The following is a 24185-nucleotide window of genomic DNA, read 5'->3' as shown; positions in this document are numbered from 1 at the left end:
TCGTCGTGGAGCCGACCCAGGTATCCCCACCCGGGCCGCGACGTGAACTAAGCAACGCTAAGATAACGGTGTTAAGATCAAGGGCAACCGCTTTTTTCGCAACACCGATATGCGGAATTGCAGACCTGCCCCGAAATCGGGCCTGAACGGCGAAATCATGCCCCGGTGCTGGGCGCCGGGGACGTTGCGCCCGCGCCCTGATCGCGGAATGATCCCCCCACCCTCAAAGGACACCGCCGGATGACCGACTATCGCCTGTATCCCGATCGCCGTCAGGTGATCGGCGGCCTCGCGGTCGGGGCGATCGCCGGCCTCGCGCCGGCGGCCGAGGCTCAACCTTCGGCGCTGCGCTTCCTGGCGGTCGGCGACTGGGGCCGTGACGGCGCCTCGCACCAGCGCGACGTGGCCGCCCAGATGGGCAGGACCGCCCAGGCGATCGACGCCCGGTTCATCCTCTCGGTCGGCGACAATTTCTATGAGAACGGCGTGGCCTCCACCCAGGACCCCCAGTGGAAGACCTCCTTCGAGGAGGTCTATGTCGCCGCCGCGCTCCAGCGCCCCTGGTACGTCACGCTCGGCAACCACGACCATCGGGGCTCGCCCCAGGCGCAGATCGACTATTCGGCGACCAGCCCCCGCTGGCGCATGCCCTCGGCCTATTTCAAGGTTTCCGGGGCAGAGCTGGGCTTTCCCGACCTCGACCTGTTTGGGCTCGACACCACCCCAATCGTCTCGCCCCTGGCCGCGCGCGCGACCGGTGACGCCCAGCTGGCCTGGCTGGACGCCGAGCTCGCGCGGTCGACCGCGCCCTGGAAGCTTGTGTTCGGCCACCACACGACCTTTTCCGGCGGCGATCACGGCAATACTGGCCGGCTGGTCGACGACCTCAAGCCCCTGCTCGAGCGCCACGGGGTCCAGGCCTATCTGAACGGCCACGACCACGACCTGCAGCACATCGAGGTCGATGGGGTGAGCTATATCTGCACCGGGGCAGGCTCGGAGACGCGGCCGGTCAAGGCGATCGCGGGCACGAAATTCTGCCTCTCGCGCTCGGGCTTCACCGCCTATGAGCTCACCGCCCGGACCCTGACCGTCACCTTCCGCGACTATGAGGGCCAGGCTCTGCACCAGGCGGTGATCCCCCAGCGCCGGGCCGCCTAGCGCGAAGCGGCGAAGGCCGGGCAGGTCATCAGCAGGTCGATCATGGCGATCTCGCTGGCGGCGTCGCCATGGCGCGCCTCCAGCCCGACATAGGTCCGGGGCGGATCGCGGTCTTCCAGGGCCAGGTGGTTGGAGAGCGAGCCGTCGCCGGAGGCGTCCGGCGGACCGGACACCTGTTCATAGGCCACATGCACGCCGCCGGCGTTGAGCGTGTCCACACAGGGGGGATGGGCCAGGGCCTTGGGCGCGCGGCCCGCCACGATCGCCATGGTGTCGCCATTGGCGAAGGCGCCGGCCGCCGTGGGGCTGGCGAAGATGCGGGCGACATCGGCTGGATCGGCGAAGATCGAACCCCGTCCTCCGTGGCCGACCGACCCCGGCGCGTTGGTGTGCAGCCCCACCGCAGGCTGGCCCGGCGCCATCAGCCCCAGCACCGTCGCACTATAGAGTGGGCCCCGTGGCCCAAAATCGCGGTTGGGATCGCAGGGGTGGACGCATCCGGCCCCGCCGCCATGGGCCGCCGACAGGGCGCGGCGGCCGCCATTGGCCACCGCCACCAGCCGCCCGCCATAGGTGGTCAACCCTTGGAAGCCGGCGTCGAAGGCGGCGTCCTCGTCGTCATGCGGCACGAACCAGAAGGGCCCGGCCGGCCGCGCCGGGTCGGTGATCACGATCAGGGTCCAGCTATAGTCGCCCTCGGCGAACCTCAGGGTCGCCACCGAAAGCCGCGCCCAGACCGGGTCGCCCCGGTGTCGGGCCAGGTCGGGGTTGGCGGCGGTCGCCGGATCGAGGGGCGATCGGTCTATGGGGGCCGCATTCACGGGGGACGTCGCCAGGACCAGCCCGAGGGCCATGATGACGGCGCGCCAGCACCTCCGGAGCCGACGGCCTTGCTGGGGCCGGCATGGACCTGGGCGGGCCTCAAACATCGGGGGCGATCCGCGCGGCGAGGTCTCGGCGCACGCGTGCGAAGACCTCCGCCCAGTCGCCGGGCGTCGTCTGGCGGTAGATCGTGGTCGACCTGTACCAGGGAGAGACGGACTGCTGTGGCGGCGGGTAGCGCCAGCAGGTGCCAAGCGCGGCCAGCACCACCCAGCAGGGCTTGTCTAGCGCGCCCGCCAGATGCGCCATGGCGGTGTCAACGGTGATCACCAGATCCAGCTGCTCGAGGATCGCGGCCGTATCAGCAAAATCGCCGCGCGGCTCCTGGAGATCGATCATCTCGACACCCAGGTCAGCGAGGCCATTGAACAGCTCCGGGCCCTTCATGGAACGATTGAAGTTGTTGGGCTGCTTGGGATTTCCCTGCCAGGTGAAGCCGACCTTGAATCCCGGCCCGCCGAAGCCTGACCAGCGCGCGCGCGCCGCCTCGGGGACGGAGAGATAGGCGCCTTGGGACTTCAGCGTGTCATCAGTCCCGAGGCTGGCTGGCAGGGAGCAGGGCAACACCCAGTAGTCGACGTCCGGCATTTGGACATCGCCCACCAGAGTGACGACCTCGTCGACCCCGCCGAGGGATTCGAACAGCCGGAGCATGGCCAAGGTAGGGGCGATCTTCACCTGTCGCGCGCCCTGAGCCTTCAGCAGGGGGACATAGCGGGCCATCAGGATTTCATCGCCATAGCCCTGCTCCCGCCACACCAGGATCGATTTTCCCTCAAGCGGCTGGCCGGTCCATTCAGGAACCCGGACCCGCATCAGGGGGGATTCCGTTCGGTCGGGTCGCGCCTCGTACATTGGCCAGCCTTCGGCGAAGCGGCCCTGGCTGAGATAGATCTGGCCAAGATTGAACGGCGCCTTGGGGTGGTCCGGCTTGATGCGAAGCGCCTCAAGATAGGCGGCTTCAGCGTCCAGTAGCCGCCGCTGATAGCTGTACAGATTGCCGAGATTGTAGTGTGGCGCCGCCCAGTCGGATCTTAGCCGGATCGCGGTCTTAAGCGCGACCTCGGCCTCCGCCAATCTGTGGGTTGCGCGATAGAGCACGCCGAGATTGCCGTGGGCGTCGGGCAGAAGATCCGGCCCGAGCCCTGCCCCTACGGCCGCGAGATACAGGCTTTCGGCCTCGGCCGCACTCCCGGCGATCTGCAGGTCGACGGCACGACGAAACAGGGCTTCAGGGCTATCGGCCAGCGACATGCCCGCGCCATAGCATCGGCGCGCGGCGCTGAAAACGGGCGCCCGCCAGATCGCGCCATCCGACGACCTGTCGCTGCCCGGTTTCATCTTCACCAAGGAAACAGTTTTCGACTCTCCACCCAAGTCACATTATGGCCACGCCAAAGGCGTGACAGAGGCCGGACATGGACGGCGGGTTCGACAGCTTATTCAAGGCGGGCCTCGACCATGCGACGGCCGGCCGCTGGCGCGAGGCGGAAGAGGCCTTCGTCGCCGCCTCCCGATTTCGCCAAACGGTGAACCTGCTCGTCAATCTCGCCCAGGCGCGGCGGGAGTTGGGCGCCTTCGCCTCGGCCGCCGCGCTGCTGGACGTCGCGGTTGTGAACCGGCCCGCAGACCTGGTGTTGAGGAGCCGGCTTGCCAGCCTCCATATCCTGACCGGACGGGACGACAGGGCTGAGCAGGTGCTGATGGCCGCCCTGGAGATTGATCCGCACGATGCCTGGGCGCGATTCATCCTTTCTACGCTGTGCCTGCACCAGGGCCGTTTCGCCGAGGGCTGGCCGCTCTATGAGGCGCGAATGGAGGTGGCGCCGGAGACCTGTCGCCCGCCGCCGAACGTTTGCCGCCCGGAGTGGGCTGGCGAACCCCTGACGGGCCGCGCGATCCTGGTCTGGGCCGAGCAGGGGATCGGCGATCAGATCCTGTTCGCGCGGTTCATCAGCAGGCTGAAGGCCCTGGGCGCCCGGCAGGTGACCGTGGTGTGCCATCCGCGCCTGGCGACCCTCTTCCGGGGGCTGAGCGGCGCGGATCTGGTCCTGCCCCTCCAGAGCCAGATGCCCCTTCCGCCGCATGACGTCTGGATTCGCATGGGTTCGGCGCCGCTTCACATCTGCGCCACGCCTGCGGACCTGCCCTATCCCCCCTATCTTCCCATCCCGGAGCGACGACCGGAATGGGACCCAGGCGCCGCCGGCAAGGCCAGGATCGGTCTGATCTGGCGCGGCAATCCCAACAACCCCGTCGATCGGCAAAGGTCCCTGCCGTGGGATCAGGCTGAGCGGCTGTTCGCGGCCGGCGCCGTCAGCCTGCATCCAGAGGAGACAGGCGCGCGGGACTTCAGTGACACCGCGGCCCTGATCGGCGGGCTTGACCTGGTCATCAGCGTCGACACCTCGGTCGCTCACCTGGCCGGGGCGCTTGGCGGACCTTGCTGGGTGTTGTTGCCGGTGATGGGGACCGACTGGCGCTGGCCGCGACCCGGCGCCGCGGACCTCGACTGGTACCCCGGGACCCGAACCTTTCGACAGCGACAGGTGGGCGACTGGACGCGGGTCATCGACGAGGTCCTGGCGGAGCTGCGGGCCCTCGACTAGGTCCGCCGGATGATCGCGCGCCACCGCCTCACCCGCGCCCCATTCATCCCCCGTCAATCTTGTCGCGTGTTCCCTCGCGCTCAGCTATCTCTGCGCGCCTAAGGCGTTCACCTCAGACAAGGTTTCAGGTCGCATGGCCAATGCTCAGGGTCCCCGCGGCCCGCAGTCTGGCGGTTCAGGCCCCCAAGGTGGCGGCAAGGGCGGCAAGCCGGCCCGCACACCGGCCCAGGCGGTGTTCTATTGGGGCGCCGTGGTCGGGGTCTGGGGCCTGATCTTCATCGTGGCCTTCTTCGCGGTGTTCGCGGTCGATCTGCCCGACACCTCCAAGCTCTATGACGTCAAGCGCCAGCCCTCGATCAACTATCTGGACCGCTCCGGCGCCCTGGTGGCGGTGCGCGGCAGCCAGTACGCCCCGCCGGTCGACCTGGACAAGCTGCCGGCCTATGTGCCCGCCGCCTTCGTGGCCATCGAGGATCGCTGGTTCTACTGGCACCTGGGCTTCAATCCCTGGGGCATCATCCGCAGCCAGCTCTACAATATCACCCACCATGGCGGCCCGCTGCGCGGCGGCTCGACCATCACCCAGCAGCTGGCCCGCAACCTCTTCCTGACGCCCAACCAGAACTATCGCCGCAAGGCCCAGGAGTTGATCCTGGCGGTCTGGCTGGAGGCCAAGTTCTCCAAGAAGGAGATCCTCTCCCTCTATCTGAACCGGGTCTATTTCGGCGCCGGCGCCTATGGCATCGAGGCCGCCGCCCAGCGCTATTTCGGCAAGCCCGCCAGCCAGCTGACCATCGGCGAAAGCGCCCTGCTGGCCGGCATGATGAAGGGGCCGTCGCGTTATTCTCCGGTCTCCTCCACCGATCGCGCGGCGCGGCGCGCCACCGTGGTGCTGGACGAGATGGTCCGCACCCACGCCATCACCGCCGAACAGCGGGCCGAGGCCTTCCGCACGCCGGTGCGGGTCAATCCGGTGCTGGCCAACCAGCGGGCCCAGTATTTCACCGACTGGGTCGATGATCAGGTCCGCACCCTGGTCGGCGAACCCACCGAGGATCTGGTGGTCGAGACCACCCTCGACCTGCCGATCCAGGCCGCCGCCGAGCAGGCTCTGGCCCGTGGCGTCGCCGCCGCCCAGAGCCAGGGGGTGCAGCAGGGCGCCCTGGTCGCCATCGACGGCGAAGGCCGCATCCGCGCCTATGTCGGCGGGGCCCGCTACGCCGACAGCCAGTTCGACCGCGCCACCATGGCCCAGCGCCAGGCCGGATCCTCGTTCAAGCCCTTCGTCTATCTGACCGCCATGGAGCAGGGCCGCACGCCCTCGACCCCGGTGGTCGACGAGCCGCTGAAGATCGGGACCTGGGAGCCGAAGAACTACACCAACAAATATCTCGGCCCGATCACCCTGCAGACCGCGCTCGCCCAGTCGATCAACACGGTGGCCGCCCGCCTGGCCAACGAGGTCGGGACCGGCAATGTCGCGGCCACGGCGCGCCGCCTGGGGATCACCAGCCACATCCAGCTGGACCCTTCCATGGCGCTGGGCGCCGTCGAGGTCTCGCCCCTGGAAATGGCCCAGGCCTATGCGCCCTTCTCCAATGGCGGCTTCTCGGCCCATGGCTACGGCATCGAGCGGATCCGCACCGCCAGCGGCAAGGTGCTCTATGACCATGGGGTGGAGAAGGCCAATCGCCAGGCGGTGATCGGCTCACCCGCCCTGCAGTACATGAACCAGATGATGCGCCAGGTGATCGTCTCCGGCACCGGCGGCAAGGCCAAGGTCGCGGGCTTCGACATCGCCGGCAAGACCGGCACCACCAGCGATTACCGCGACGCCTGGTTCGTCGGCTACACCGGCGGCTTCGTCACCGCCGTCTGGGTGGGCCGCGACGACAACACCCCGATGAAGAAGGTCACCGGCGGCGGTCCCCCGGCTGGAATCTGGCACGAGTTCATGACTGCGGCCCTGCCGCGCCTGAGGACCCAGGCCATTCCGGGCGGCACGGTGGAGCCGCCTCCGGTCGCCGCCCCCGCCGATCCGATCGGCGATCTGTTGTCCGGCAATCCCGCGCCGACCCCCGAGACGCCGGCCGAGAAGCCGAAGACCGAAGATATTCCGTTCTGACGCCTAACCCCCGAAGGCGTGCAGCCGGGCGCCTTCGGCCCGCAGCCAGGCGCGGTGTGGGCGCTCGTCGCCGACCAGGGCCTTCACATGGGCCCAGAACTTGGGGCCGTGATTGAGCTCCAGCAGGTGGGCGCATTCGTGGGCGACCACATAGTCGGCCACCTCGAAGGGGGCCAGGGCCAGGCGCCAGCTATAGCGGATCGCGGCGGGCTTGCCCGGCAGGGCCGAGCGGCAGGAACCCCAACGCCCCTTGGCGTCCATGATCGTCACACTGGGCAGCTTGGCCCCCAGTCGCGCGCAGTGGAACGCCGTGCGCGCGGCGAACACCTCCAGGGCCTGGCGGCGGATGGTCCGGGTCACGGCGCGGGCGAAGACCTCCCCCTCCCCCCGGGCGGCGATGCGGGCCGGCTGGTCGTCGCCGGCGGCCATGAACCGGGCCGGATGGCTGGCGGACTCCAGGCGACAGGGCTGGCCGAACAGCGAGATGGTGACACCGGGGGCGATGTCCTGGCTCTGGGGCAGTTCCGCCAGGCGGGCGGCGATCCACTCGGCCCGGTCGCGGGCGAAGGCCACGGCCTCGGCCAGGCGGCGCGGCGAGGGCGCGGTGGCCACCACCTCGCGGCGGGTGCGGTCCAGCCGCAGGGAGACGCGGCGGGCGCGGCTGTGGACTTTCAGGCGGACGGTCGCCCCGGCCACTTCGAGCCGATCGCCATCCGCCAGGGGTCTTCCGAACAGGGACATGGTCCCAATCTTAAGCTGCGTTGGCGGCCTTTTCGACACCCGCTTCGACGCGGCGGATGAACGCCCGCACCCGGGGATAGATTTCCTCGCGGAACCGGCGGCCGTTGAACACCCCGTAGTGGCCCACATGCGGCTGCACATAGTCCTCCTTCAGGGCGCTCGGCAGGGAGGAGCACAGGGTGTGCGCCGCCTGGGTCTGGCCGATGCCGGAGATGTCGTCGTTCTCGCCTTCGACGGTCAGCAGGCCGATATCGGTGATCTTGGAAGGATCAACGTGGCGGCCGCGATGCCACAGTTCGCCCTTGGGCAGCAGGTATTGCTGGAACACATAGTCGACCGTCTGGAGATAGAACTCCTCGGTCAGGTCCAGCACCGACAGGTACTCGTCATAGAATTCCAGGTGCTTCTCGGCGGAGTCGCCGTCGCCATCCATCAGGTCCTGCAGGTACTTCTGGTGGGCTTCCTTATGGCGCTCGATGTTCATCGACATGAAGCTGTAGAGCTGCACGAAGCCCGGATAGACCCGCCGGCCCATGCCCGGATAGGGGGCGGGGACGTTGAAGATCATGTTCGACTTGAACCAGGCGAAAGGCCGTTCCTCGGCCAGCTTGTTGGTCACGGTCGGCGACAGGCGCGCGTCGATCGGCGAGCCCATGAAGGTCATGGTGCCGGGGCGGCATTCCTCGCCGTCCTCGGCCATCAGGGCGGCGGCGGCCAGGACGGCGGGGCCGGGCTGGCAGACGGCGACCACGTGCGGGCGCGGGCCCAGCAGGCGCAGCATCTCGCGAATGTGGTCGACATAGTCGTGGAAATCGAACTTGCCCTCGAGCAGGGGCACTTCGCGGGCGTTGGTCCATTCGGTGATGAACACCTCGTGATCCTGCAGGAAGCCCTCGACCGTGCCGCGCAGCAGGGTGGCGTAGTGGCCCGACAGCGGGGCGACGATCAACACCGGCGGCTCGAGCTCGCGGCGGCCGGCCCGGCGCATGTCGGCGACATCGCGGGTGAAGTGGGTGAGCTTGACCCAGGGGCTGGACCAGACCTCGGTGGCGCGGACCCGGACCGGGTAGCCGTCGATCTCCACCGTGTCGAGGTTCCAGGCCGGGCGGCCATAGCGGCGGGTCAGATTGGCGAACAGGTCGGCATTGGCGAAGATTCGCCGGCCCAGGTCGCTGTCCTTGGCCGGATTGACGTCCGCGCCCCAGAACTCGCGGGTCACCCGCGCCAGCATCCGCAACGGCGTGGAGGCGTAGTAGCCGGCCTCATAGAGGGAGTAGAGCATCCGAGTACGGTCCTATTGTGCGCCGCAGCATAACACCCTGACCGTTAAGAGAGTCCAGCCCCTTCCGCCCCAAGTTGTCGCAGGGGCCAATGCCCGTGGCGATCAGCGGCGCATGGCGTCGGAGATCTGCCGCGCGACCTCCTCGGGCCCGATCCCGAACGGCAGCACCCGGTTGAAGCGGCCCTTGGGGTCCATCAGATAGGTGGGGGTGGAGTGGTTGATCAGATAGTCGGACCCGGTTCCGCTCTTCTCATAGAACACCCGATAGGCCTTGGCGGCGACCGCCACCTGGGCCGGGGTTCCGGTCAGACCGACCACGCCCTTGGGAAAGGCGCTGTTGTTCAGATAGTTGGCGAGCTGGGCCGGCGTGTCGCGTTCCGGATCGACCGTCACGAACACCACCTGCAGATCCTTGGCCTTCGGCCCCAGCTGGTCCTGGGCCTGGGCCAGCACCTGCATCGTCGTCGGACAGACGTCCGGGCAGTAGGTGAAGCCGAAGAACACTGCGCTCCACTTGCCCTTCAGCATCTTTTCCGTGACCGGCTTGCCGGTCTGGTCGACCAGCTGGAAGGGTCCGCCGACCAGGGCCGAGGGCTGGGCTGCGAACACACCGGCCCGCCAGGCGAGACCGGCCAGCACGGCCAGGCCCACGAGGCAGACGGCGATCAGGGACAGATTTCGGCGGGTCATGCAGATGGGCCTCGTCAGGCGTCACGATCTCGGCGATGCTCGCGGTCTGATGGCGTCCGAAAACCAGCCGGCGCCGTCGAGATCCAAGGCCTCGCCCGGTCTCGATAGGCAAAGCCCCGCCATGGCGCAAGGTGAACTCGCCTGGGCGCAGAGCGGGTCGTCGCGCGGCCGGCTGCGGATGCGCAACCTGATCACCCTGCGCTGGATCGTGCTGGCCGGGGAGGTCGCCCTCCTGGCGACAATGGGCGTGTTCCTGGGCTTCAAGGCCCCCTATGCCTGGTGCTTCAGCCTGATCGGGGCCTCGGCCTGGATCAATCTGCTGACCGCCGTGGCCTCGCCAGGCCAGAGACTGACCGGGGAATGGGAGGCCGCCGCCCAGCTGGCCTTCGACATCGCCCAGACCACCGGCCTGCTGTTCCTGACCGGCGGCATCGCCAATCCCTTCGCCCTGATGCTGATCGCCCCGGTGACCCTGGCGGCGGCGACCCTGCCGCTGGCGCCTGTGGCCATACTGGGGGTGATGGGCATACTGGCCTCGATCGGCCTGGCCTTCCTGCACATGCCCCTGCCGGCGGCCCCCGGCATGGCGTTCAGCCTGCCCGGCAGCTATCTGGTCGGCGCTGCGGCCGCCAATATCGCCGGCATCCTGTTGATCGCCGGCTATGTCCGCCAGTCGGCCGAGGAATCGGCGCGGATGGCGCTCGCCCTCGATGTCACCCAGGCGGTGCTGTCGCGGGAGCAGCGGCTCTCGGCCCTGGGGGCGCTCGCCGCCGCCGCCGCCCATGAGCTGGGCACGCCGCTCGCCACCATCTCCATCGTCGCCAAGGAAATGTCGCGTGAGGCGCCGACCGCCGCCATCAAGGAGGACGCCGATCTCCTGATGGCCCAGGCCCTGCGCTGCCGCGAGATCCTGCGCCGCCTGACCGAGACGCCGGACGCCACCGACGAGGTGCATGAGCGGATGAGCCTGTTGCAGCTGGTCCATGAGGTGATCGAGCCGCACGCCGGGGTGAAGGGGGTTCGCGTCGAGGCGATCGTCTCCGGCGCCTCCGGCGTCGCCGCCCCGGACATTTGGCGCATGCCCGAGGTGCTGCACGCCCTGACCTCCTTCGTCGAGAACGCCGTCGACTTCGCGACCTCCGAGGTGCTGATCACCGCCCGCTTCGACGCCGGCTCGATCTCCATGGAGGTGCGCGACGACGGGCCGGGCTTCGCGCCGGAGGTGCTCGCCAAGCTGGGCGAGCCCTATGTCACCACCCGTCCGGGGGCCGAGGGATCGCGCACCGGCCATGTCGGCATGGGGCTGGGCTTCTTCATCGCCAAGACCCTGCTGGAGCGCACGGGCGCCAAGGTCGCCTTCCAGAACGGTCGCCCGCGCGGCGCCGTGGTCTCCGCCCGCTGGGCCCGCAGCCAGATCGAGGTGGGTCAGGCGGGGTGGCAAACCGAACAACCCCTTGCGCAGCCGTTCGAACAGGCGACATGATACCTTCAAGAGCGCACGACGCGAGCGCCGCCATCTGGAGTTGATTATGGCCGATCTCTCCGCCGATATCGCCGCCCTGCCGGACAGAAGCCTGCTGGTCCTGGACGATGACGCCCCCCTCCGCACGCGACTGGGTCGAGCGCTTGAGCAGCGCGGATTCGAGACCACCCTGGTGGGCAGCGTCAGCGAGGCCCTGGCCGCCGTGCGCGCCTCTCCTCCCGCCTTCGCCGTGCTGGACATGCGGCTTGAGGACGGCACCGGCCTGAAGGTCGTGGAGGCGGTCCGCGACGCCCGCCCCGAGGCCCGGGTCATCATGCTGACCGGCTATGGCAATATCGCCACCGCCGTGGCCGCCGTGAAGTCGGGCGCCATCGACTATCTCTCCAAGCCCGCCGACGCCGACGACGTGGCCCGCGCCCTGCTGGCGGTTGGCGACGAGAGCCCGCCGCCGCCGGAAAACCCCATGAGCGCCGACCGGGTGCGCTGGGAGCACATCCAGCGGGTCTATGAGCTCTGCGGCCACAATGTCTCGGAGACGGCGCGCCGGCTGAACATGCACCGCCGCACCCTGCAGCGGATCCTGGCCAAGCGCGCGCCGCGCTGACCCCCTCAGACTTCCAGGTTCACCACCGCAAAGCCCGCCGCCCGCATGGCCGCCATGCGGCCGAAGGCGATGGTCAGCGCCTTACGTCGGGCGCCGGCCAGGACCACGGCCGGCGGCTCGCGCAACACCGCGCCGCCAAACCCGTCGGCGACGATCAGGCCCGGGTCCTGCGGCAGGACGTGCTGGGGAAACTCCGGGGCCACGGCGAAGGCGAAGCGGTCGCAATAGGGGGCGTATTCATGCCACTTGCGATCGACCCGGAAGTCCTCGATCCCCGACTTCACCTCGATGATGATGAACTCGCCCCGGGCCGACAGGGCCATCAGGTCGGCGCGCCGGCCATTGGGCAGGGTGACCTCGGTCAGGGGCACATAGCCCAGGTCGACCAACAGCCGCGCCGCGCCACGGGTGACGGCGGCGGTGATCTCCGGACGGCTGACGGCTTGGGGCGCTCCCATGCCGAAATCTTGTTCCGGCTTCGTTCCGGACGCAAGGGGCGAAATCAGTTGCGGGCCGGCTGCGGATATTCGAGCGCGCTGACGTCGTAGCCCAGCTGCTTGATGCGGGCCACGGCCTGGGCCTTGGCGCCGGCGCCCAGCAGAGGATGCTGGGACATCAGCCAGAGGTACTTGCCATTGGGCGTGCCGAGGATCAGCCACCCCTGGTCGGTCTTGTGGTCGAGCACCCAATATTCCTGGCTCACCAGCCCGCCGAAGAAGCTCATCTTGAATTTGGCGTTGGTCTTGGGGTCGAGGACCTTGGCCTTGGCCTTCCACTCGGTGGGCGGGGCGGACACCGAGCCCCGGTGGCAGACCTGCAGCACATCATAGCCGTCGGCGTCCCGGGCCCAGTCGGAGACGCCCGCCTGGCAGTCCTTCTGGGTGTGGTTGGGCAGGCGGGCCACCTCGTACCAGCGGCCGGTCATCTTGGTCAGTTCGATGCGATCGGTCGGGGCCGGCGGCGGCGCAGGCGCGGCGGCGCTCATCCCGGCCGGAAGGGCCAGGGCGAGGACGGCGCAGAGCGCGAACGGCAGGATACGCATGGACGACATCGCTAGAAGTTAGCCCAGGTCTGTGGAACCGGAAACGCCCCGGGGGCGAGCCGCCAATAGCGACAAACCCTGGGATTGAGGCGGGGCCAAGACCAATGGTCAAGGCCGGTCCCGCCCACTCCGGGTCCCGCTCGCGAAAACGCCCGCCGACGCGGGGCCGGCGGGCGCTTCGCGAAGGTTTGGCGCGGAGGGCCTATTCGGCGGCGATCTTCACGGCTGCGGCGACGCGGTCCTTGAAATTGATCTCCTGGAGATACTTGATCCCCTCCTCGGCGATGTCGTCGCCGACCATACGATCGCCCTCGCCCTTCAGCTCCTCCATGTCGACATAGATGGCGTAGAAGGCGCGGGTGCGGTCGGTGATGATGCCGGCATTGAGCAGGGTCTTCACCAGCACGCGGAAGATGTTGGACTGCTCCTTCATGTTCTCCCGACGGCTCTCGTCGGTGACCATGGCGGCCATCTCGGCCATCACCACGTCAGGGTCCATGCCGAACTCTTCATAGAGGTCGCGCTGCTGCGAGGGGGCCACGAGGTTGAACAGCAGGGTCTGGAAGCAGTGCGCCGCCCAGTCCTCGATGATCGCGTGCTCTTCCGGGGAAAGTTTGGGGATGGTGCGGTCGGCCCAGATCTTCCCGAACTTATGGTGGAAAGCCTCGTCGGTCATGACCAGCTGCATCAGCTTCTTGCCGAGCGGGTCATTGATATTGTTGAAGAAGGTGGCGAAGGCGCCCATGGCCAGGCCTTCCACCAGCATCTGCATGCCGATGATCTTCTTATAGACCTCGGGGCTGCCGATGATGTCGATCAAGAGCGCCTTCAGCGTCGGGCCGGCTTCCACCGGGCGACCCCAGCGGGCCTTGATATATTTGGCGAAGGCCGTGACGTGGCGGGCTTCCTCGCGGGTCTGGTTGGCGGCGTATTCCTGGGCGCCCTGGTCCTTCAGCACGTGGCAGAGGCTGGCCGACAGGTTCAGCGCGCCTTGTTCGCCGTGCAGGATCGAGGAGAACGAGCGCAGGGCCTGCTGGTTGGCGAAGCGGATGCGGGTCTTGGGGTCCTTCAGGTGGTTCGACACATATTCGGTGCCGAGCGAGATGATCATCTCCTCCGGCAGCAGCATCTGGTTTTCCATGTCGAAGGGCTCGTCGAAGTCGATGTACTTCTTGTCGAGCGGATCCCAGAAGTGGTCGTGGGTGGCCGAGATGATCTTGTCAAAGGCGGTCGACCGCGCGTTGTAGCGGTCGAGTTCCAGCATGGACTCGAAGTCGTCCGGCGCGACGGCGTCGTAGATGATGTCCTTGGTGATGTTGCCGTCGGCGGCCATCGGTCGTCCTCCTGAAGCCAGACATCGGCGATCGTCAGCGTCGCCGGTTTTGACCTGCGTCAAAAATCCATATGACCGCCGATAAGTCAAGAAACGTGACGGCGGCGTCACTTTCCCAGACGCGGTTGCGCGCGCTACTCCCCCTCGATCTCATCAATGTCGTCGTCGGACAGCCCGAAGTGGTGGCCGATCTCGTGGACCAGGACGTGGGTGATCAGTTCGCTCAGCGTCACGTCGCCGCGCTCGGCCCATTCATCGAGGATCGGACGGCGATAGAGGAACACCATGGAGGGTTCGGGACTGGGGTCCAGGATCGAGCGGTGGGCCAGATCGACCCCGTGATAGAGGCCGGTCAGTTCGAAAGGGTCCTCGATCCCCATTTCGTCCAGCACCTCCTGGGGCGGGAAGTCCTCGACCCGGAAGATCACGGCCCCGGTCATGGCGCGGAAATCGTCGGGCAGGGCCTCGAAGGCCGCCTGGGCCAGGGCTCCGAAGTCGTCCAGCGAGGGCGCCGGCCTATGCGCGTGGACATGGATATGGCCGCGATCGGCTTCACTCATCGGGCATCACCAGGTCGGGGTTCTCCGGCAGCCGGACCTCGAACAGCCCGATGTCCAGCGGCTGCTGCGGCTTGAAGGCGCGCAGGGGCTGGCGGCTCATGGCCTTCAGGGTCTCAGGCTCCGCCTCGGTCTGCTTCAGCCGCCGCGCGCGGCGGGCCTGGGGATGATCGACATCCGGCGCGCCGGCGGCGGGCGCCGCCGAGACCGGACGCCAATAGGAGACCGACAGGCGCCAGACCGTGGGCGGGGCGACCGGCGGGGTGGGCCAGCGGCGGCCGTCGCGGTTGATGGTCGCGACCGGCGGCGGGGCGCGGCGGGTGGTCGCCACCTCCACCAGCCGACAGAACCGGTCCTCCACGGCCACCTGGACCAGTCGCCCGGGGCGGTCGTCCTCGATCCGTCCGGCCAGGGCGTCCAGCGCCGCCTCGCGGCTGGCATAGGCCGGACCGGCCGGGCCACTGACGAAGGCGACGGGCTCGCCGGCCAGGGCCTGCGCCTCCCTTTCCCGCGCCGCGCGGCCCAGGGGCGCGGAAAGCGCTGCGTCGGGCGTCGTCGCCAGGGGATAGAGGATCGCGGTCATGCGCCGATCATCGCCGAATTCGCTTAAGCGGCCTATGTTCCAAAAGATGATTCGCTGTCGACGGGGACGGGCGTCGAGGATGGCGCGATGAGCGAGATGCAGCTCATTCTGGCGGCTGCCGCGGGCGCGGTGCTGCTGGCCATTTGTGCTGTCCTGTGGGCGCTGGCCCAACGGGGCCAGGCGGAACTGAGCATGGCCGCCCTGCGCCGCCAGATCAACGCCCTCAAGGCCGGCGCCGAAACCGCCCAGGCCTCGGCCGAGGCCTTCGATTCCGCCCTGCTCGCCGTCGAGGACGGTCACGCCCTGGTGGCGTCCGGCGAGGAGAGCCTGACGGTCTGCGCCTCGGTGCTGGGCCTGGCCGAATCCGAGCCCCAGGCCGTGGTCGCCGCCCTGATGCGGGCCGATCCGGACCATGCCCGCCGGCTGCGCGCCCTGTTCGAGCGCGGCGAGGCCTGCGCCTTCGAGGTCCGCGGTCCCGCGGGCGTCGTCGCTGTCGAGGGCCGGGCCGCCGGCGCTTTGGCCTGGTTGCGGCTGTCCTCGGTGGTCGGCGAGGACGCCGGCCTGCCCACCGCCCCGCGCTTCGCCGCCTTCCTGGACGCGCGCGCCTATCCCGCCTGGATCTCGGCGGCCGACGGCAGCCCGGTCTGGGTCAACGCCGCCTGGCTGTCAGCCGTGGGCTGCGCCAGCCTGGACGAGGCCGCCAGCCGTGGCGCCAGCTTCGACAAGGCGGCCGACGCGCTCGCCAGCGAAGCCGCCAATCTAGGCCAGAAGCGCGAGTCCAAGCGCTGGACCACCTTCGAGGGCCGCCGCCGCTCGCTGCAGATCACCGCCCAGCCCCTGGACGGCGGCGGAGTCGGGGTCTGGACCGAGGACGTCACCGAGGCCGAGGAGCTGCGCGAGGCGCTCAAGCGCAACATCGAGGCCCACGACGAGACCCTGAACCACATCGCCGACGCCGTGGCGATCTTCTCCCAGACCAAGCGGATGATCTTCCACAACACCGCCTTCGCGGAGCTGTGGGGCCTGGAGCCCGCCTGGCTGGCCGAGCGGCCGACCCATGGCGAGGTGCTCGATCGCCTGCGCCAGCGCCGCCGCCTGCCGGAGACCGCCGACTACGGCAAGTGGAAGGCCAGCGAGCTTGAGCGCTACGAGACCCTGGAATCGACGCCCGACGACCTGTGGTCGATCCCCGACGGCCGCACCCTGCGCGTGGTTCGCCAGCCTCATCCCCTGGGGGGCGTGGTGCTCCTGTTCTCCGACATCACCGGCGAGCTGAAGCTCAAGGCCCAGTACAACGCCCTGATCCAGGTGCAGCAGGCCACACTGGACAAGCTCAATGACGCCGTGGCGGTGTTCGGCTCCGACGGGCGCCTGCGCCTGCACAACGAGGCCTTCGAGCGGTTCTGGAACATCACCCCGCAGCAGATCGAGGTCGCCCACGATTTCGAAGGCGTGGTCGAACTGTGCATCCCGCGCCTGCACGACATGGTGTTCTGGCGTGAGCTCAAGGGCCGGGTGGCCGACACCGATCCCCAGGCCCGCGCGCCCATGCAGGGCGAGGTGAAGACCTCGGACTCACGCATCATCGTCTATCAGTCGCGCCCCCTGCCGGATGGGGCGACCTTGATCGCCTTCGCCGACGTCACCGATGCGCGGAAGCTGGAAAGCGCCCTGGCCGATCGTTCAGCCGCCCTGGCCGACGCCGAGCGGCTGAAGCGCGATTTCGTCGGCAATGTCTCCTATGAGCTGCGCACGCCGCTCACCACCATCATCGGCTATTCGGAACTGTTGGAGCGGTCGGGCGAGGGCCTGTCGGAACGCGGGCGCGGCCATGCGGCGGCGGTGCGCACGGCGGCGACCCAGCTGGCGCGGTCCATCGACGACGTGCTGGACATGGCCCAGATCGACGCCGACGAGATGGCGCTGGACCTGGAAGACGTCCATGTCGCCGAACTGCTGAGCGACGCGTCGGAGCGCTGGGCGCGGGAGGCCGAGCAGGCCAAGGTGACATTGAAGATCGAGCACAGTGACGATGTCGGCCTGATCCGCGGCGACGTGAAGCGCCTGGCCCAGACCCTGGATCACCTGACCGAGAACGCCATCCGCCAGACTCCGCCAGAGGGCGTGGTCACCCTGTCAGCGCGGCGCGCCCTGGGCGAGATCCAGCTGCAGGTGTCGGACACCGGCCGGGGTATTCCCTTCCACGTCCAGGCCCACATCTTCGACCGCTTCATCGGCCGCGAGCGCGGCGGGCCCGGCCTGGGCCTGGCCCTGGTCAAGGCCCTGGTCGAGCTGCATGGCGGCTGGGTGGCCCTGGAGAGCGAGCCGGGCTCCGGCGCGACCTTCACCTGCCACCTGCCCGAAGCCGCGCAGGGCGCGGCGGGCCATCCCGAGCTGGGGTTCTGAACGGTCTCCCTCCCTTTCATGGGGAGGGACAGGCCGCGTAGCGGAGAGGGTGGGGCGCGATGACCTCGCAGCCCCCCACCCGTCTCGCGCTGATGCGCGATCCACCCTCCCCATGCCTGCCCTTGGGCGGGTCGCTTAGCGACGCGCCCCGGGGGAAGGGGAGGGAGGGCGCTCTATCCTAGTGCTGGCTTTCCGGCAGGCGGACCACCAGGCCGTCCAGGGCGTCGGAGACCTTGATCTGGCACGACAGCCGGCTGTTCGGCTCGACGTTCTCGGCGAAGTCCAGCATGGACTCTTCCATCGCCGACTTCTCGCCCGTCTTGTCCTGCCAGGCGGCGTCCACATAGACGTGGCAGGTGGCGCAGGCGCAGGCTCCGCCGCAGTCGGCGTCGATGCCCGGGACGTTGTTCTTCACCGCCCCTTCCATGACCGTCAGGCCCGCCTTCACGTCGAGAACGTGCTCGGTTCCGTCATGCTCAATATAGGTGATCTTGGCCATGTCTCCCCTTCCCGCCAGCTTTTACGCGGCGACCTCTTTCATAGAAACTGTCGTATCCGCAAGCTTCGCCTTGTTGACGGGCCTGCGGGCCCCGATGAGCTGGCGGCCCATCATGAATTCCGGCGGCGAATTGATCGCCTCCACCGATTGAACCAGATCGCCCTTCAAATGGAAGATGGCGAACTTGCCGGTCGCGGGATCGCCGCGCAGCAGGATCTCGTCCGCGTCGAAGGCGTAGCCGGCGATCTGCAGCTTGAGATCATATTGGTCGGACCACTGCCAGGGCGTCTCGCCGGCCGGCGCCGGGCGGCCGGTGATGGCGCTGGCCGCCTGCTTGGCCTGTTCCAGGGCGTTGGGCACGCTTTCCATGCGGAACATGCGGTCATAGATCGGCATCGGCCGGTGGGCCACGTCGCCGATCGCGAAGATCGAGGGGTCGGAGGTGCGGGCCTCCAGGTCGACGACGATGCCGCGCGCGCAGTCGAGACCGGCGTCCTTGGCGATCTCGTCATTAGGCGCCGCGCCGACGCCGATCAGGGCGGCGTCGCAGGCGATGGTCCGGCCGTCGGCCAGCTTGACCCCGGTGACGTGGCCGTCTCGGCCTTCGAAGCCGACCACCGAGGCGCCCAGCTCGAACCTGACCCCATGGGCCTCGTGCCGGCCCTGGAAGAAGGTCGACAGGGTCTCGCAGGCGACCCGGGCCAGGAGGCGGGTTTCGCGCTCCAGCACCACGGCCTCCGCGCCCAGCGACCGGGCCGAGGCCGCCGCCTCCAGGCCGATATAGCCGCCGCCGACAATGGCCAGCCGCTTGCCGGGGCCGAGCGTCGCCTTCAGGGCCTCGGCGTCGGCCGCCGTGCGCAGCTCCAGCAAACCCTTCAGGTCCGCCCCCTCGACCGGCAGCTTGATGGCCCGGGCGCCGGTGGCGAGGATCAGAAAGTCATAGGTCAGGGTCGCGCCGTCGGACAGCGTCACGATCTTGTCCGAACGCGCCAGCTTCACGGCCTTGAGGTTCGGCCGGAAGTCGATGTTGTTCTCGGCGTAGAACTCCAACGGCTTGAGCGCGAGGGAGTCGGCGTCGGCCTCGCCCTTCAGCCAGGCCTTGGAGAGCGGCGGCCGCTGATAGGGCGGAATCGGCTCTTCGCCCACCAGGGTGATGGGTCCGGCGAAGCCATACTGCCGCAGCAGGGCCGCGGCGGTTCCGCCGGCGTGCCCCGCCCCGATGATCACAACGTGCGCGTCGGACGAGCTCATGACAGCCCCATGCAGAAAAGTGACGGCGGCGTCAACTTGTCAAACGTCGTTCGGATCGCCGCGAACCGAAGGAACCGCGATCAGATGACGCGGTCCACCAGCATCTTCTTCACCTCGGCGATGGCCTTGGCGGGGTTCAGACCCTTCGGACAGACCTGGGCGCAGTTCATGATGGTGTGGCAGCGATAGAGCTTGAAGGGGTCCTCCAAGGCGTCCAGCCGCTCGCCGGTGGCCTCGTCGCGACTGTCGATCAGCCAGCGATAGGCGTGCAGCAGCGTGGCCGGGCCGAGGTACTTCTCGCCGTTCCACCAGTAGCTGGGGCACGAGGTCGTGCAGCAGGCGCAAAGAATGCACTCATAGAGGCCGTCGAGCTTCTCGCGGTCCTCGGGCGACTGGCGCCACTCCTGCTGCGGCTCCGGGGTCTTGGTGTGCAGCCAGGGCTCGATCGAGGCGTACTGGGCGTAGAACATGGTCAGGTCGGGGACCAGGTCCTTGACCACCGGCATCGAGGGCAGGGGTGCGATCTGGCACTCCTTGCCCGGGATTTCCGCGTGGCCGTGGGTGCAGGCCAGCGTATTGCGGCCGCCGATGTTCATGGCGCAGGAGCCGCAGACCCCCTCGCGGCAGGAACGGCGGAAGGCCAGTGTCGGGTCGATCTCGTTCTTGATGTGGATCAGCACATCCAGGACCATCGGGCCGCAGGCCTCGATATCGACGTCATAGGTGTCCCAGCGCGGATTGCCCGGCTGTTCCGGATCATAGCGATAGACCTTGAAGGTCTTGACCTTCTTGGCGCCGGCCGGGGCCGGGTGATGACGGCCCTTCTGGACGCGGGAGTTCTTCGGCAGGGCGAGTTCGACCATCAGACGCTTTCCTTGGAATCTTTTCCCATCACGCTCGGCTCTCGGGTCCTAATAGACCCGCGCCTTGGGCGGGAAGGGCGCGACCTCGTTGGTCATGGTGAAGTCGTGCACCGGACGGTAGTCGATCTTGACCGCCCCGGTCGCGTCGTCGAGCCAGGTGAGCGTGTGCTTCATCCACTCTTTGTCGTTGCGGTCCGGGAAGTCCTCATGGGCGTGGGCGCCCCGGCTCTCGGTGCGGTTGGCGGCGCCGACCACGGTCACCTGGGCCTGAACCACCAGGTTCTCGAACTCCAGGGTCTCCATCAGGTCGGTGTTCCAGATCAGGCCGCGATCGGAGACCTTGAGGTCGCCGCGCTTGGCCATGACAGCGTCGAGGCGCTTGACGCCCGAGGCGAGGCTTTCGGAGGTGCGGAACACCGCAGCGTCCTCCTGCATGACCTGCTGCATCTCCAACCGCAGCGAGGCGGTGCTGGTCGCGCCGTTGGCGTTGCGCAGCTTGTCGAAGCGGGCGATGTGACCGTCGGTCATGGCCGGCTTGAGTTCCGGCTGGGTCGCGCCGGCCTTCAGCACCGAGGCGGCGCGCAGGGCGGCCGAGCGGCCGAACACCACCAGGTCGATCAGCGAGTTGGAGCCCAGGCGGTTGGCGCCGTGGACCGACACGCAGGCGGCTTCGCCCACCGCCATCAGGCCGGGCACCACCTTGTCGGGATCGTCGCCCAGGCGGGTGACCACTTCCGAATAGAAGTTCGTGGGGATGCCGCCCATGTTGTAGTGCACGGTCGGCAGGACCGGGATCGGCTGCTTGGTGACGTCGACGCCGGCGAAGATCTTGGCGCTTTCCGAAATGCCAGGCAGGCGCTGGGCGAGGATCTTCGGGTCAAGGTGGTCCAGGTGCAGGAAGATGTGGTCCTTCTTCGGACCCACGCCGCGGCCTTCACGGATCTCGATGGTCATGGCCCGGCTGACCATGTCGCGCGGGGCCAGGTCCTTCACAGTCGGCGCATAGCGCTCCATGAAGCGTTCGCCCTCGGAATTGGTCAGATAGCCGCCCTCGCCCCGGGCGCCCTCGGTGATCAGGCAGCCGGCGCCATAGATGCCGGTCGGGTGGAACTGCACGAACTCCATGTCCTGCAGGGGCAGGCCGGCGCGCAGCGTCATGCCGCCGCCGTCGCCGGTGCAGGTGTGGGCGCTGGTCGCCGAGAAATAGGCGCGGCCATAGCCGCCGGTGGCCAGGATCACCATCTGGGCCTGGAACCGGTGCAGGGTGCCGTCATCCAGCTTCCAGGCGGTGACGCCCCGGCAGACGCCTTCGTCCATGATCAGGTCGAGGGCGAAATACTCGATGAAGAACTCGGTGTCCTGGGCCAGGGCCTGGCCGTACATGGTGTGCAGCATGGCGTGGCCGGTGCGGTCCGCCGCCGCGCAGGTGCGCTGGATCGGGGCCTCGCCATAGTTCTTGGTCATGCCGCCGAAGGCGCGCTGATAGATCTTGCCTTCCGGCGTGCGGCTGAAGGGCACGCCCCAGTGCTCCAGCTCGTACACGGCGGCCGGCGCGTTGCGGCAGAGATATTCGATGGCGTCCTGGTCGCCCAGCCAGTCCGACCCCTTGACGGTGTCGTACATGTGCCAGCGCCAGTCATCCTGGCTCATATTGCCAAGGCTGGCGGAGATGCCGCCCTGGGCCGCCACGGTGTGCGAGCGGGTCGGGAAGACCTTGGAGATGCAGGCGGTCTTCAGGCCGGCCTGGGCGCAGCCGAGCGCAGCGCGCAGGCCCGAACCGCCCGCGCCCACCACGACGACGTCGAACTTGTGGTCGATGAATTGATAGGTCGCCATGGGATCAGAGTGCGCCTCCCAGCGCGACCTTGAGGATGGAGAAGATGGCCAGGGCCCCGGCCAGCGACACGATGAACAGGTTGGCGAGCAGCAGCACCGACTTGGTCAGCAGCTTGTGGATATAGTCCTCGATGATCACCCGGACGCCGGTCTGCATGTGCCAGAAGGCCACCAGCACCAGCAGGACCATCAGGACCGCGTTGACCGGGCTGGCCAGCCAGGCCACGGCGGTGTCGAAATCGGCGCGGGCCAGGCGGATCACGCCGAACACGGCCCACAGCACCAGGGGGATCAGGGCCAGGGCGCTGACGCGCTCGGCGATCCAGTGAGCGGCGCCATGCTTGGCCGAGCCCAGGCCGCGGGCGCGGGAGAGCGGGGTGCGGAATTCAGTGCTCATGATCAGAGCGCTCCGGTCATGGCGGCGATGCCCCAGACCGCCAGGGTGGCGGCGATGGAGAAGGCGATCGCCGCGACGGCGGTGAAATTGGCGGACTTGATGTCGAGGCCCTGGCCTGAATCCCACATCAGGTGCCGGACGCCGTTGGCCAGGTGATAGAAGACCGACAGGGTCAGGCCGAACAGCACCAGCTTGCCCAGCGGCGAGCCCAGGAGCGCCATGTAGTCGACATAGGTCTTGTGGTCGGTCTCGCCCAGCGAGGTCGCCAGGGCCACGGCCCAGCCCGCCAGCATCAGGGCGCCGAGATAGAGCGCAACCCCGGTGGCCCGGTGGGCGATCGAGGTGAACATGGTGATGTGCCAGCGCCACAGCAGCGGAGAGCCGAAGCCCCCAGTCATCAGATGTGGGGACTTGGGACGTTCGCGGGGCGCGCCGGAGGCGTCGGTCATGATGGCGTTCCGATAGGGACGAAGCGGCTCCGCTTTTAAGCCGCGTCCCGGGGGTGTCAACGAAGGGGTGGGCGATACTGCGGATCGTCGAGGGGCAAGGCGAGAAAAGGACCGAGCGGCTGGACCACCTGACGCAGGGTGATGTCCTGGTCGGCGATTCGCAGGCCGCGCGCAAAGGCCCGCAAGTCCTCAGCCTGCTCGGCGACCACCAGACTGAACATGCGATCCTCGGTGATCACGCCGCCCAACCAGGACGCGCCGACCTGATGATAGGCGTCCCTTGCCCAGCGGCAGTGCAGGGCGACGTTGTCGCGATCCGCAACCCGCATCAGCGCAGGGATCGTCCGCTCCACGACAAAGGTTGGCATCGCGGCCTCCAAATGACCAGCATTCGCTATTGGCGAAACCTGTCCGCGAGTTTGGCTAGACGCAATGCGCGATTGCGATAGTTTTCCTTCGCGAAAGGCGAAGGATGAAGTTCGACCTGATCGATATGAAGCTATTCTGCGACGTGGTGGACGCCGGCTCGATCACCGCCGGCGCCCAGCGCGCGGCCCTGGCCCTGGCGGCCGCCTCCACCCGCATCCGGGGAATGGAGCAGGCCATAGGCGTCGAGCTCCTGGTCCGCAGCCGCACAGGGGTCAAGCCCACCGCCGCCGGACTCACCCTCGTCAAGCACGCCCGCACCATGCTGGAGCAGGCCGCGCGCCTGCGCGAGGATCTCGACGCCTACACCAAGGGGGTCTCCGGCGAGGTGCGGATCCTGGCCAACACCAACGCCTCCACCGAATTCCTGCCCGAGGCCCTGTCCGGCTTCCTGGCCAAGCATCCCAATGTCCGCATCGATCTGGAAGAGCGCCTGTCCGACGAGATCGTCGGGCTGATCGCCGAGGGCGTCGCCGATATCGGCATCGTCGCCGGCACGGTGGATGTGGGCCCGCTGGAGACCTATCCCTTCCGCTCAGACCGCTTCGTGGTGGTGACGCCCAAGGGCCACCCCCTGGCCGACCAGGCGCGGGTCGACTTCGCCCAGGTGCTGGGCTTCGATTTCGTGGGGCTGGACCGGTCCAGCGCTCTGCAGCGCTTCCTGGCCGGCAAGGCGGCGCGGCTGGGGCGCGGCCTGATCCTGCGCGTGCAGCTGCGCAGCTTCGACGCCGTCTGCCGGCTGGTGGAGGCGGGCGTCGGCATCGGCATCGTGCCCCACACCACCGCCGCGCGCGTCGCCGCTACGGTGGGCTTGAGCGTCGTCGAGCTGAACGACGATTGGGCGGTGCGCGAGCTGACGATCTGCGTCCGCAATCTCGAGGCCCTGCGACCCTTCGCCCGCGACCTGGTGGAGAGCCTGAGGGCCGGTTGAGCGCCCCCGCCACGCGGTCTATGCAGGGCCGCGCG

General features: G+C 68.3%; 24 protein-coding genes. 7 read left to right on the top strand and 17 right to left on the bottom strand.

Going from position 1 to position 24185, the window contains the following annotated elements; genetic code table 11:
• Positions 1-240 precede the first annotated feature (240 nt).
• Positions 241-1161: a tartrate-resistant acid phosphatase type 5 family protein gene (locus Q7P21_RS01025; protein ID WP_304168205.1), complete on the top strand. Its 921-nt coding sequence runs from the start codon at positions 241-243 to the stop codon at positions 1159-1161.
• On the opposite strand, the gene Q7P21_RS01020 is transcribed toward Q7P21_RS01025, so the two are convergent.
• Both Q7P21_RS01020 and Q7P21_RS01015 read right to left on the bottom strand, forming a co-directional pair.
• On the bottom strand, positions 1158-2015 hold the full coding sequence (locus Q7P21_RS01020) for a hypothetical protein (protein WP_304168207.1): 858 nt from the start codon (positions 2013-2015) through the stop codon (positions 1158-1160). The genes Q7P21_RS01025 and Q7P21_RS01020 overlap by 4 nt on opposite strands.
• A 67-nt stretch (positions 2016-2082) precedes the next feature.
• Positions 2083-3384: a tetratricopeptide repeat-containing glycosyltransferase family protein gene (locus Q7P21_RS01015; protein ID WP_304168232.1), complete on the bottom strand. Its 1302-nt coding sequence runs from the start codon at positions 3382-3384 to the stop codon at positions 2083-2085.
• 77 nt (positions 3385-3461) lie between these two features.
• On the opposite strand from Q7P21_RS01015, the gene Q7P21_RS01010 reads away from it, so the two are divergent.
• Entirely contained in the window at positions 3462-4652 is a 1191-nt protein-coding gene (locus tag Q7P21_RS01010; RefSeq protein ID WP_304168210.1) for a tetratricopeptide repeat-containing glycosyltransferase family protein, read from the top strand.
• A 133-nt stretch (positions 4653-4785) separates the two neighbouring features.
• Entirely contained in the window at positions 4786-6777 is a 1992-nt protein-coding gene (locus Q7P21_RS01005) for a transglycosylase domain-containing protein (RefSeq protein ID WP_304168212.1), read from the top strand.
• A 3-nt stretch (positions 6778-6780) separates the two neighbouring features.
• On the opposite strand, the gene Q7P21_RS01000 is transcribed toward Q7P21_RS01005, so the two are convergent.
• The 3 genes from Q7P21_RS01000 to Q7P21_RS00990 all read right to left on the bottom strand — a co-directional run bounded on the left by Q7P21_RS01000 (position 6781) and on the right by Q7P21_RS00990 (position 9490).
• Entirely contained in the window at positions 6781-7518 is a 738-nt protein-coding gene (locus Q7P21_RS01000) for a M48 family metallopeptidase (protein ID WP_304168215.1), read from the bottom strand.
• 10 nt (positions 7519-7528) lie between these two features.
• Entirely contained in the window at positions 7529-8800 is a 1272-nt protein-coding gene (locus Q7P21_RS00995) for a polyhydroxyalkanoate depolymerase (RefSeq protein WP_304168216.1), read from the bottom strand.
• 102 nt (positions 8801-8902) lie between these two features.
• Entirely contained in the window at positions 8903-9490 is a 588-nt protein-coding gene (locus Q7P21_RS00990) for an SCO family protein (RefSeq protein ID WP_304168219.1), read from the bottom strand.
• Positions 9491-9611: 121 nt separating this feature from the next.
• Between Q7P21_RS00990 and Q7P21_RS00985 the strand changes: the two genes are divergently transcribed.
• Positions 9612-10973, top strand: coding sequence for an ActS/PrrB/RegB family redox-sensitive histidine kinase (locus Q7P21_RS00985; RefSeq protein WP_304168222.1), 1362 nt, complete (start codon positions 9612-9614; stop codon positions 10971-10973).
• Between the two features lie 46 nt (positions 10974-11019).
• Positions 11020-11577: an ActR/PrrA/RegA family redox response regulator transcription factor gene (locus tag Q7P21_RS00980; RefSeq protein ID WP_304168224.1), complete on the top strand. Its 558-nt coding sequence runs from the start codon at positions 11020-11022 to the stop codon at positions 11575-11577.
• 5 nt (positions 11578-11582) lie between these two features.
• On the opposite strand, the gene mmcB is transcribed toward Q7P21_RS00980, so the two are convergent.
• The 5 genes from mmcB to Q7P21_RS00955 all read right to left on the bottom strand — a co-directional run bounded on the left by mmcB (position 11583) and on the right by Q7P21_RS00955 (position 15092).
• Complete coding sequence (gene mmcB, locus Q7P21_RS00975) at positions 11583-12035, bottom strand: DNA repair putative endonuclease MmcB (protein WP_304168227.1); 453 nt, start codon at positions 12033-12035, stop codon at positions 11583-11585.
• A 44-nt stretch (positions 12036-12079) separates the two neighbouring features.
• Positions 12080-12619, bottom strand: coding sequence for a lipocalin family protein (locus Q7P21_RS00970; RefSeq protein WP_304168229.1), 540 nt, complete (start codon positions 12617-12619; stop codon positions 12080-12082).
• Positions 12620-12821: 202 nt separating this feature from the next.
• Positions 12822-13952 carry a ferritin-like domain-containing protein gene (locus Q7P21_RS00965; protein WP_304164129.1) on the bottom strand — a complete coding sequence of 377 codons (1131 nt, stop codon included), beginning with the start codon at positions 13950-13952 and terminating at the stop codon, positions 12822-12824.
• Positions 13953-14086: 134 nt separating this feature from the next.
• On the bottom strand, positions 14087-14512 hold the full coding sequence (locus Q7P21_RS00960) for a metallopeptidase family protein (protein ID WP_304175342.1): 426 nt from the start codon (positions 14510-14512) through the stop codon (positions 14087-14089).
• The gene (locus Q7P21_RS00955; RefSeq protein ID WP_304164133.1) at positions 14505-15092 is read right to left on the bottom strand and encodes a hypothetical protein; all 588 of its coding nucleotides are present in this window, start codon (positions 15090-15092) and stop codon (positions 14505-14507) included. The genes Q7P21_RS00960 and Q7P21_RS00955 overlap by 8 nt, the downstream gene beginning before the upstream one ends.
• A gap of 87 nt (positions 15093-15179) precedes the next feature.
• On the opposite strand from Q7P21_RS00955, the gene Q7P21_RS00950 reads away from it, so the two are divergent.
• Complete coding sequence (locus tag Q7P21_RS00950) at positions 15180-17498, top strand: PAS-domain containing protein (RefSeq protein WP_304164135.1); 2319 nt, start codon at positions 15180-15182, stop codon at positions 17496-17498.
• 178 nt (positions 17499-17676) lie between these two features.
• On the opposite strand, the gene Q7P21_RS00945 is transcribed toward Q7P21_RS00950, so the two are convergent.
• The 7 genes from Q7P21_RS00945 to Q7P21_RS00915 form a co-directional block, all read right to left on the bottom strand.
• Positions 17677-17997, bottom strand: a complete 321-nt coding sequence (locus Q7P21_RS00945; protein WP_304164137.1) for a 2Fe-2S iron-sulfur cluster-binding protein — start codon at positions 17995-17997, stop codon at positions 17677-17679.
• 21 nt (positions 17998-18018) lie between these two features.
• Positions 18019-19248 (bottom strand): NAD(P)/FAD-dependent oxidoreductase, encoded by a 1230-nt coding sequence (locus Q7P21_RS00940; RefSeq protein ID WP_304164139.1) that lies wholly within the window; start codon positions 19246-19248, stop codon positions 18019-18021.
• Between the two features lie 80 nt (positions 19249-19328).
• On the bottom strand, positions 19329-20111 hold the full coding sequence (locus Q7P21_RS00935) for a succinate dehydrogenase iron-sulfur subunit (RefSeq protein WP_304164141.1): 783 nt from the start codon (positions 20109-20111) through the stop codon (positions 19329-19331).
• A 48-nt stretch (positions 20112-20159) separates the two neighbouring features.
• Positions 20160-21947, bottom strand: a complete 1788-nt coding sequence (gene sdhA / locus Q7P21_RS00930; protein ID WP_304175340.1) for a succinate dehydrogenase flavoprotein subunit — start codon at positions 21945-21947, stop codon at positions 20160-20162.
• 4 nt (positions 21948-21951) lie between these two features.
• On the bottom strand, positions 21952-22344 hold the full coding sequence (gene sdhD, locus Q7P21_RS00925; protein WP_304164145.1) for a succinate dehydrogenase, hydrophobic membrane anchor protein: 393 nt from the start codon (positions 22342-22344) through the stop codon (positions 21952-21954).
• Between the two features lie 2 nt (positions 22345-22346).
• On the bottom strand, positions 22347-22793 hold the full coding sequence (gene sdhC / locus Q7P21_RS00920; protein WP_304164147.1) for a succinate dehydrogenase, cytochrome b556 subunit: 447 nt from the start codon (positions 22791-22793) through the stop codon (positions 22347-22349).
• Between the two features lie 56 nt (positions 22794-22849).
• A complete protein-coding gene (locus Q7P21_RS00915; protein ID WP_304164149.1) occupies positions 22850-23161 on the bottom strand; it encodes a hypothetical protein in 312 nt (103 codons plus the stop codon).
• Positions 23162-23265: 104 nt separating this feature from the next.
• On the opposite strand from Q7P21_RS00915, the gene Q7P21_RS00910 reads away from it, so the two are divergent.
• Positions 23266-24150 carry a LysR substrate-binding domain-containing protein gene (locus Q7P21_RS00910; RefSeq protein WP_304175338.1) on the top strand — a complete coding sequence of 295 codons (885 nt, stop codon included), beginning with the start codon at positions 23266-23268 and terminating at the stop codon, positions 24148-24150.
• Positions 24151-24185: the final 35 nt, after the last annotated feature.

The sequence above is a fragment of the Phenylobacterium aquaticum genome, from assembly GCF_947378715.1.
GTDB classification, from domain to species: Bacteria; Pseudomonadota; Alphaproteobacteria; order Caulobacterales; family Caulobacteraceae; genus Phenylobacterium; species Phenylobacterium aquaticum_A.
Note: the sequence above shows the minus strand (reverse complement) of the source record. Positions and strands in the feature narration are given on the sequence as shown.